Annotated in this window: 6 protein-coding genes; 4 read left to right on the top strand and 2 right to left on the bottom strand. The window is 41.7% G+C overall.

Annotated elements, in window-relative coordinates:
* A partial coding sequence (locus tag Q1V93_RS12015; protein ID WP_300664996.1) for a hypothetical protein occupies positions 1-343 on the bottom strand: 343 nt, incomplete at its 3' end.
* Between the two features lie 380 nt (positions 344-723).
* On the opposite strand from Q1V93_RS12015, the gene dinB reads away from it, so the two are divergent.
* From dinB to Q1V93_RS12000, 3 genes are all read left to right on the top strand, one after another.
* Positions 724-1,944: a DNA polymerase IV gene (gene dinB / locus Q1V93_RS12010; protein WP_300664994.1), complete on the top strand. Its 1,221-nt coding sequence runs from the start codon at positions 724-726 to the stop codon at positions 1,942-1,944.
* Between the two features lie 635 nt (positions 1,945-2,579).
* Positions 2,580-5,525 (top strand): DNA polymerase III subunit alpha, encoded by a 2,946-nt coding sequence (locus Q1V93_RS12005; RefSeq protein WP_300664991.1) that lies wholly within the window; start codon positions 2,580-2,582, stop codon positions 5,523-5,525.
* Positions 5,526-5,660: 135 nt separating this feature from the next.
* Positions 5,661-6,188, top strand: a complete 528-nt coding sequence (locus tag Q1V93_RS12000; protein WP_300664989.1) for a hypothetical protein — start codon at positions 5,661-5,663, stop codon at positions 6,186-6,188.
* A 62-nt stretch (positions 6,189-6,250) separates the two neighbouring features.
* On the opposite strand, the gene Q1V93_RS11995 is transcribed toward Q1V93_RS12000, so the two are convergent.
* A complete protein-coding gene (locus Q1V93_RS11995) occupies positions 6,251-7,483 on the bottom strand; it encodes a DEAD/DEAH box helicase (RefSeq protein WP_300664988.1) in 1,233 nt (410 codons plus the stop codon).
* Between the two features lie 251 nt (positions 7,484-7,734).
* Between Q1V93_RS11995 and Q1V93_RS11990 the strand changes: the two genes are divergently transcribed.
* Positions 7,735-8,485, top strand: a 751-nt coding sequence (locus tag Q1V93_RS11990) for a hypothetical protein (RefSeq protein WP_300664986.1), incomplete at its 3' end; no start/stop codon positions are given.

Genomic DNA, 8,485 nt, shown 5'->3' with positions numbered 1-8,485 from the left:
AATTAAAAACAAGCAATAACTCGCTTTCCATCAGATCAGGCTGGATGATTTGCTGGAAACCGGCTTCGTATTTTCCGTCTTTGATCCGAACCAGGTGTGCCAATTCTTCGCTGCTTCGGTGATCAAAGAACTTGATGCTCGATTCTTCCATTCCGCCCCAATCGGTCCAAACGGCAAAACTCAGCGTGTCTCCTTTTGAAACGGAAAATTCGAGGTTTTGAGAACTGCCTTCATAAATCGTTGCGACCAGTTGATGGTTTACGTAAATCTTCATTTGGTCAAGTCCGTCGGCATAGGTGAAACCGCTGAGAAGAATGAGAACCAAAAGAGACAAATGTTTCATGTGAAGAAGCTTTTATGGAGTCGAAAGATAGGAATAATTCGGCTCCAATTGCCCTGTTTAACTACCGATTCGTAATATTGCGAATTGCCATTTTGGCAAATTGACAGAATGGTAAAATTTCAAAAAAGATAAAACACAAAAGTTGTTCGTAAATCCCTTACGTGGTTCATATCTAATTTTGCATTGTTGATTAATTATTAATCTTTTTATGATTTATAACTAATCAAATGAGTAATTTTGAAAACAGAAACTAAAGTAAGAAATAATTTAGAATGCAGCTTGAGAGGACTCGTTTAGCGCGAACGCTTGTCATCATCAAAAGCTTGCTTTTTCCTTTGTTCGGAAACGTTATGCAGCCGTAATTTTTAAAACTACGAGACATGAACGAACAACAACGAAGCATCGTTCACATGGATCTGGATACTTTTTTTGTTTCCTGTGAACGTTTGGAAGATAACCGCCTGAATGGAAAGCCGATTTTGATCGGGGGAGCTTCTGATAGAGGTGTGGTAGCCAGTTGTAGTTACGAAGCACGGAAATTCGGAATTCACTCGGCAATGCCCATGAAAATGGCCAAAGATCGCTGTCCGGAAGCAATTGTGATTAGTGGAAATGCGGCAAACTATACCAAATACTCGCGTTTGGTAACAGACATTATCCAGGATGCAGTGCCTGTGGTTGAAAAATCATCCATTGATGAATTCTATATGGATTTATCCGGAATGGACCGCTTTTTCGGCTGTTACAAATATGCCGGTGAACTGCGTCAGAAGATTATGCGGGAAACGGGATTGCCGATTTCATTTGGGATGTCAATTAATAAAACCGTTTCAAAAATTGCAACAGGAGAGGCAAAGCCTAATAACCAGATGAATGTCATCGACGGAGAAGAACGTTCTTTTTTAAGTCCGCTTTCCGTGCAGAAGATTCCGATGGTTGGACTCAAAACCTATCAGATGCTCTGTAATTTGGGCGTGAGGCGTATCGGAACGATTCAGCAGATGCCGGTTGAAATGCTGGAAAGCGTACTCGGACAAAACGGAATTGCGATCTGGAAAAAAGCACAGGGAATTGATAATAATCCGGTGGTTCAGTACAACGAACGGAAATCGATTTCCAGTGAACGGACATTTGAACGGGACACGATTGACGTGATCCGGTTGAGATCCATTGTCTTTGCTCTGGCTGAAAGCCTGGTGTTTCAGCTGCGCAAAAGTGAAAAGGTGTGTGCTTGTTTGACAGTGAAAATTCGTTATTCAGACTTTCAGACCAAGACCCTTCAACAACGGATTCCCTATTCGGCAGCAGATCATGAGATTATTCCGATCGTGATGAATTTGTTCGAAAAACTCCACAACCGGCGTTTATTGGTTCGCCTGGTAGGAGTGAGAATGAGTGAATTGGTACATGGAAATTATCAGATGCGTTTGTTCGACGAAGGCTCGCGATTGGCGACTTTGTATCAATCCATGGATGATATCCGGGGGCGTTTCGGAGAACGGGCCATTCTGAGAGCGGTGGGAATGAAAGTGAAGAATATCGGACATTTTAACCCTTTCCGGGGGGAAACTCCGGCCGTAGTTGCAAACCGGATTGTCTAACATTTTTACGAAAACGGAAAATGGGAGCGGAATTATCGAATATCCGAAGCAACTCAAGGTTTGAGCTACAACAAAACGTATTACAATAAAAACAGATCATTGAACACCTAACCGCAAACCTGATCACCCGCAGGTCACTTTCCTTCGTTCTAACAGCTGATGAACAAGGGAAGTGACTCCTGCAAGACAGCAATTTTTAAAGAAGAAAGATAAATGAATCATTGAAAACCCAACCACCTGGCATATAATCGAATCAGTTGTTTCCCTCTGCTCTATGTAATAGCGCAAGCCCAACCTGCCACCACCTCCCACCTGACCAAAGAAAGACGGAGGGAAACGATTGAAACCGGGTTCCTGGATATTACGCTGCTGCCGGATTAAGAAAGAAGGTATAAGCACCGTCGTATCAGGAACCTGGTTATTTATGAATAATAAGGAGTTTGTAGAAAGAATATTAGATGAATAAAGTATGGATATAACGTAAATAAAGCATAGATATAGCGATGATTGTACCTAATTCTAACATTAGAATGAGTTATTTTACATCACTATTGGCTATTGCCCTCCTGATAATTTTCTCATTAATAATTCTTCTAATTCGTAATTAGGCATTCGTAATTCGTAATTAATTAGAAATGTTGAATAATCATTCATGTTACAGCCTGAAATATGGAATGGTCAATCCCGAAGAATTGGTTCAATGGGGCGCAGATTCCGGGTATGACCGCATTGCTTTGACGGATATCAACAATACTTCCGGCGTGTTGAATTTTGTGCGTTACAGCAAGGAAAATGGCCGGATTCCGGTTATTGGAGTAGACTTCCGTAACGGGATTTCATGTTGCTATGTGGTTTTGGCTAAAAACAACGACGGATTCCAGGAAATCAATGAGTTTTTGAGTAAACACACACACGAAGAAACGTCGTTTCCGGATCGTGCACCGTTTTTTGAACATTGCCTGGTCATTTATCCATGGGAAAAAGAACCGGAAAACTTGAATGAAAATGAGTTTATTGGAATTGCTGCATACCAATTGAATCGTTTCCGTTTGAATCCATCGAAAGAATCCGGAAAGTATGTGGCGCTTTCAACCATGACCTTTCGTTCAAAACGGGATTTCAATACACATCGCTTGCTGAGAGCGATTGATCAGAATGTATTGCTTTCGAAACTGCCTGTAGAAGAGCAGGGTAGGTCGGATGCCCTATTTTTGAAAAGAACAGATTTACTGGAAAATTATGAGGAATTCGGGTACTTGCTCGTGCGCTCGGAAGAATTGCTGAAACAATGTCTGATCGACTTCGAATTTGCTCCTCAGGCAAAATCACAGAACCTGGCTTTTTATGACGGTTCCCGGGAAAACGATTTGAAATTGATTCGCTCGCTTTGCGAAGAAGGACTTCATAAACGTTACGATGAAGTGACACCTGAGATTCGGGAACGCATCGAAAAGGAAATCGGAGTTATCGCCGAAAAGGACTATATCACATATTTCCTGATTGCCTGGGACGTGATTTCATACGCACGGTCAAAAGGATATTATTATGTCGGGAGAGGAAGCGGGGCAAATAGCCTGGTGGCTTACCTGTTGGGAATTACAGATGTGGATCCGCTGGAACTGGATCTGTATTTTGAACGCTTCATTAATCTGTACAGGCAAAATCCGCCCGATTTCGATATTGATTTCTCCTGGCGCGACCGCGATGACGTGTTTCGGTACATGTTCGAAAAGTTTGAAAATGCGGCACTGATTTGTACCTACAATACTTTTCAATACAAAGCCACACTTCGGGAATTGGGAAAAGTATTTGGTTTGCCGAAAACGGATATCGATGCAATTTCAAGTGATAAACACATCCCGAAACAATACGATCCGATCCAGGAACTGGTGTTAAAATACAGTCATCTGATCGCAGGGCTTCCGTCGCATTTGAGTGTACACGCAGGAGGAATTATCATCAGTGAAAAAACGGTCCATTATTTTACCTCCACGTTTCTGACTTCGAAAGGATACAAAACCACCCGGTTTTCAATGATCGAAGCGGAAGATATCGGTTTGCACAAATTTGATATTCTGTCTCAGCGGGGATTGGGGAAAATCCGCGATACGCTGGATGTAATCGCCTATAATCAGCCGGATAATCCACCTTGCGACATGCACGATGTGCGGAAATTTATAGTCGATGACAACATCAATAAATTGCTGCGGGAAGCAAAGGCAATCGGCTGTTTTTATGTCGAATCCCCCGGAATGCGCATGTTGTTGATCAAATTGCGTACAAATGGTTACCTGGAATTGGTGGCTGCCAGTTCCATTATCCGGCCCGGAGTTGCATCCTCAGGAATGATGCGGGAATACATTCTGCGTCACCGGAACCCTGAACGGGTTAAAGAAGCGCATCCGGTTTTGTTGGATATCATGCCCGAAACGTATGGCGTAATGGTATACCAGGAAGACGTTATCAAAGTGGCAAACCAGTTCGGAGGATTGGATTTGGCGGAATCAGACGTTCTGCGCAGAGGAATGTCGGGGAAATTTCGCTCGCGGGATGAATTCATGCTCGTCCGGGAGAAGTTTTTCAATAATTCGCACCGGAAAGGATATGCCGAAAAAGACATCCGGGAAATCTGGCGGCAAATTGAAAGCTTTGCAGGATACGCCTTTTCAAAAGGGCATTCAGCTTCTTATGCCGTGGAAAGCTATCAGTGTTTGTATCTGAAAGCATATTATCCTTTGGAATACATGGTTGCAACGATCAATAATTTCGGCGGCTTTTACAGAACGGAAGTATATGTGCTGGAAGCGAAAAAACTGGGAGCAAGAATAGAAGCTCCGTGCATCAATCGAAGCAAAAGTGAAACGATTATTGATGGAAAAGTCATTTATCTGGGTTTTCAGCATATTTCGGGAATTGAGTTGAAACAACTTCAGATTTTACTGCACGAACGGGAACTGGGAGGTGTTTTTACAGGATTTACTGATTTATTACAACGCGTTTCCCTTCCCCTCGAACAAATGCTTTTGCTGATCCGGGTAGGAGCGCTTCGCTCTTTCGGCATTCCTAAAAAAGAACTGATGTGGAATGCACATCTGAATTTTCATAAAATACCCAACAAATCGACAGAACAGCCACAGTTGTTTTTACAGGAACGAAGAGAGTTTGTATTTCCTGAATTGACCGAAACAGATTTCGAAGAAGTCTTTGAACATTTGGAGTTGCTGGAGTTTCCCTTATGCAATCCCTTCGACATTTTAGACCGGGAACCACCGGAACACGTACTCGCCAAAGAACTGGCACAGTATGTGAATCGGCAGATTTGTACCTATGGGTATTTGATTACGGTGAAAAAGATCGTGAGTTCAAAAAATCAAATCGTGCATTTCGGAACACTTTTCGACCGGGAAGGAGAGCAGTTGGATACAGTTCATTTTCAGGAAACAGCATTGAAATATCCGTTCAGAGGAAATGGAATTTATGCCATTCACGGAAAGGTTTCTGAAGAGTTCGGACATTATACGATTGAAGTGGAAAAAATAGAAAAAATGCCTTACAGGCCAGATGTCCGGTATTCGGATTAATGAGTTTCGAATGAGTTGATTGAAGCGGAAGATGAAAAAAAAATACACGAATTTGTATAATCATTTCAGGGGAATTAAAAAATATGTATTTTCGCCAAACTGAAACTATACTACACCATCTAATCGGGGTATAAAATGAAGTTATTTCAATTTTTCAAGACCAAAAATACTCAGGTTGAAGAGAAGACCACGCCAATTGAACTGAATACGGGAAGTGACATCTTTGAAAAAATTCAACAGGAGTTTATCAGCAAAGCCACCAATCATGCTGAAAAAATCGTGCGTGCCTTTAATTCTAAGTACGACGGTGCATTTGATTATTCCATCAGAAGTCTGAATATCCTGGATAGTCTGATAGAAGACTTTGCTGATTTTACAGATCTTTCCGATGAGGAAATTATCAATGATTTTTGCACGCAGGCCGGATCTTACATCCTGGAAGTCGCACGCAGAAATTTCGGAGGTGTTTACTTCTGGGAAGACAATCGGCAGCAGCCAATGCTCAAAACAGGATTTCCGGATTTTGAAATCACACTTTTAACGTATGATAAAGTTAAAAACCGCATCATTAACGGGGAAGAAGACAATATTCCGTACTTCTTTAAACGTTATTCGGAAAAAGTGCGAAAAGCAGGAAAAGGAGATCACATCACCTTTGAATAAGATTCAAACCCGAAAATAAAAACCCTTCACTGAGCAGTTAGTTCCTTTTAATCAAACACAAATTAAGCCGTTTTAGGCTTCTTTTTCCCGTAAAAAGGTTTCTTTCGTCTTTTATTTTTTCCGCTGGAGTTTTTTGCTCCCGAAACAGCCCATTCAGGAGCCGTTCCGAAATCCTCAGGCATGGGAATGCGCTGGATCTCCATTTCAATCAATCGCTCGATTCGCGCCAGTTTCGGCATGTCTTTCGGATTAATCAACGTATATGCTTCGCCCTTGGTGTTTGCACGCGCAGTCCGCCCGATCCGGTGAACATAATCTTCCGCATCTCTCGGCGCATCGTAATTAATAACCAGGTTGATTTCCTTGATATCAATTCCGCGACTCATCACGTCTGTTGCTACCAGAATCCGGGTTCGTTTTGAACGAAAACCTCTGAGTACTTCTTCGCGTGCTTCCTGCTCCAGATTCGAGGAAACTCCCTGCGTATTTTTATATCCGGCCTTTTTAAGGGCGAAAACAATTTCGTGAACTTTGCTTTTGGACGACGTGAAAATAATGATGCTGTCATAATCTGCCCGTTCCTTCAGAATGAAATCCAGGACCTTATTTTTCTGCTCATCAAAACAACCGATAACGTTTTGTACAACACCGGCAGCCGGTTTTGAAATAGAAAGTGCAATTTCTTTCGGGTTAATCAGAATTTTCGAAGCCAGGTTCTTGATTTTTGCCGGCATCGTAGCACTGAAAAGCAATGTCTGTCTCTTTTTAGGAAGATGAGAGATAATCCGTTCGATATCGTCCGAAAATCCCATATCCAGCATCTTATCTGCTTCGTCTAAAACAAGGTGTTCCAATTGAGAGAAATCCACATAACCCTGCATCATGTGAGAGAGCAATTTTCCGGGAGTAGCCACAATAATATCCGTGCCTTCTACCAAAGCCGTTTTTTGCTCTTCCCATTTCGCACCGTCGCCACCACCATAAATAGTTGTTGAACCCACAGAAACGAAATAAGACAAGCCTTGAATTTCCTGTTCAATCTGAATGGCAAGCTCTCTGGTCGGAACCAAAATCAAGGTATTGATAGACGAATCTTCTTTTCCGGTTAATTTATGCAGAATAGGCAAAATAAACGCTGCGGTTTTTCCCGTTCCCGTTTGAGCACAAGCCAATAAGTCATGATTTGCGATTATTTCCGGAATGGCAAATTGTTGGATAGGAGTTGCATTTTCGAAGCCCATGTGATCGATGGCTTCCAGCACCAGGTCATTTAATCCTAATTCATTGAATTTCATAGGTGCAAAATTAGTGAATCTTATGGAAAGAACAGATTAAAATATTCCGGTGAACAATGAAGTGTTTTGAACCACGGGATAAGTTCAGTGAAAACAAGAAGTGCCTGATTTTCATTTCCTTTATGAATGGTGTGAGTTGCACAGTGAATTGTTTGTTCTGATTCTTAATAATTTGTTAAAAACCAGAAAAAAGAAAAAGTTCATGCAACTAAATGTGTACTATATCCGTTTAGTATTCATAGATTTGCGTTATGAAGAAAAAAATATTAGGTATTTTCCTTTTTGTATTAGCTTGGAATACAGCAGAATCCCAGTGCGGACAGTATCCGGTTTTGAATCTCGGGAACGACACAATACTCTGTCATGGAGCTTCAATTACTTATACCGTTCCGAGTGGGTATGATGCATACAACTGGAACGTTGCTCCGGGAAACCAGCAAAGTGTTACAATCACTTCGCCTACTACATTGATTCTGAATGTGGCGAATTACACACAGAATTTAGTGGTGAACGGTGATTTTGAGGCCGGGGATGTTGATTTCACAACAGGATATACTTATGGAAATTCACCAGCAGTTGGAGGTATTTTATGGGATCCTGCGACTTATGCGATTACAACAAATCCGAACCTGGTACATAGCAACTTTTTTACCTGTAGTGATGTGGGGACCACAGGACCCGGAAACATGATGGTAGTAAATGGTTCAAATACTCCGAATACAACCGTATGGTCACAAACGATTACAATTGATCCGAATACGAATTATTCTTTTTCGGCTTGGGTAACAAGTATGCAGAATATCAATACAGCAAATGTCTCTATCCTGCAGTTTTTTATCAATGGAATTCAGATTGGACCGGTATTCAGTCCTAGTTTGAATGGGTGCGACTGGCAGCAATTTGTTCAGTCGTGGAATTCAGGAATAAATACTTCTGCTACGATCAGTATCATTGCCCAGGTTTCCAGCGGAAATAACGACTTTGCAATTGATAACATTACAT

Source organism: Fluviicola sp., from assembly GCF_030151805.1.
GTDB lineage: Bacteria > Bacteroidota > Bacteroidia > Flavobacteriales_D > Crocinitomicaceae > Fluviicola.
Note: the sequence above shows the minus strand (reverse complement) of the source record. Positions and strands in the feature narration are given on the sequence as shown.